Consider the following 1,241-nt stretch of genomic DNA (forward strand, 5'->3'; position numbering starts at 1 on the left):
GCCGCAGCTCGCGCTGCGGCACGACCTCGTTCCTGCGGCATGGTCCGGTTGGCGGAGCGGATCGCCCCCGGGTGCCCGACAGGGCGACCCGAAAGGTCACCGAGGTCGAAGCGTTCGAGATCACCAGTCAGGCCAGCCAGCACACCAACCGGAAGGTCCATGTCCTGGCCGACGAAGTGGTGAGCACCGGCGACGTGAGTGCCTTGCCCAGCGCGGGGAACGGGGACGCGCCGCTCGGAGGTCGTCAGTGAGCTGGCGGGGATCCTCCGCGCGGCTCAAGGCCGGTCAGTGGGGGAAGGGGAAGAAGCCGACGTGCCCGTAGAAGAGGGTGAAGCTGAGGAAGGTCCACATCATCCCCGCGATGAAGAGTGCCACCGCGAAGATGCGCGCCACGACCCGGTGCTCGGCCGCGAACGCCCCGGTGATGGCGGCCAGTCCAGTGATCGCGTAGGCGCCGGCCACGAAGAATCGCTCCAGGATGGAGGTGCCCATCAGCCTCGCGATGGGTTCGTCCGGGGGCGCAGGAGCCCACATGCCGAACTCCAGACCGGCGACGGCGAACATGATGAGGCCGATGCCCCCGAAGGCGCCCGCGTACAGGAACGGTCGGACCGTGGCGACCAGGTCGAGCTCGAGGCCACGGTCAAGTGCGGCCTTCTCTGCGCGCATGATGGCGATGGCGCCGAAGAAGATCAGGAATCCGAAGAACATCGCGGGTTCTCCGAAGGTGACGTTGTCGACAGCGCAGCAGCCGGCCCCCGGGATCTGCTTCAACGGCCACGTCAGTGTCATGTGCGTGCCGGTGACTGCCAGGAAGAACCCAAGGGCGACGAACATCCATGCCCACCCGTCGATCGACCGGCGGCCAGGCTGCTGAACGACACGGATGAACATGAAGAGCAACAGCATGAAGGCCCCGGCGGCCAGACCCATGGAAGTGTTGTAGGTGATCCCTTGCGCGAGCATGCGCTATCTCCGCTCTGCGATGAGGGCCTGCCGCAGGACCAGCAGCCCGACGCACACGGCGAACGTGGCAGCCAAGGTCAAGGCCCCCACGTCGGCACTCGTGAGTGCCCAGAGGATCGCCGCGAGGATCACGCCGAGAATGAGGATGACGAAAACTGCCGTGACCAACAGGGCAGCCCACCGGCGGGTCCGACCGACCTCGACCTCGGTGGGGAACCCGGTGAACGGGTCATAGTGGGACACAACCGAGGGTTACCCCTGCCCGCAGCCGGCTA

The 1,241-nt window shown here is 66.8% G+C and carries 3 protein-coding genes; 1 reads left to right on the forward strand and 2 read right to left on the reverse strand.

From position 1 onward, the window contains the following. Positions 1–251: ANTAR domain-containing protein (locus N864_RS22355; RefSeq protein WP_034722771.1), on the forward strand; the 251-nt coding region annotated here is incomplete at its 5' end. A 34-nt stretch (positions 252–285) separates the two neighbouring features. On the opposite strand, the gene N864_RS22360 is transcribed toward N864_RS22355, so the two are convergent. Together N864_RS22360 and N864_RS22365 are read right to left on the reverse strand one after the other, a co-directional pair. Then, on the reverse strand, positions 286–966 hold the full coding sequence (locus N864_RS22360) for a DUF981 family protein (protein WP_034722773.1): 681 nt from the start codon (positions 964–966) through the stop codon (positions 286–288). A gap of 3 nt (positions 967–969) precedes the next feature. After that, positions 970–1,209, reverse strand: a complete 240-nt coding sequence (locus N864_RS22365; protein ID WP_034722776.1) for a hypothetical protein — start codon at positions 1,207–1,209, stop codon at positions 970–972. Between the last annotated feature and the right edge of the window lie 32 nt (positions 1,210–1,241).

Origin of the sequence: Intrasporangium chromatireducens Q5-1 (assembly GCF_000576575.1) — a bacterium.
Lineage (GTDB): Bacteria > Actinomycetota > Actinomycetes > Actinomycetales > Dermatophilaceae > Intrasporangium_A > Intrasporangium_A chromatireducens.

Coding starts and splice junctions, on each gene's coding strand:
- N864_RS22360 (WP_034722773.1), bottom strand. CDS start 966: ATGCTCGCGCAAGGGATCACCTACAACACTTCCATGGGTCTGGCCGCC.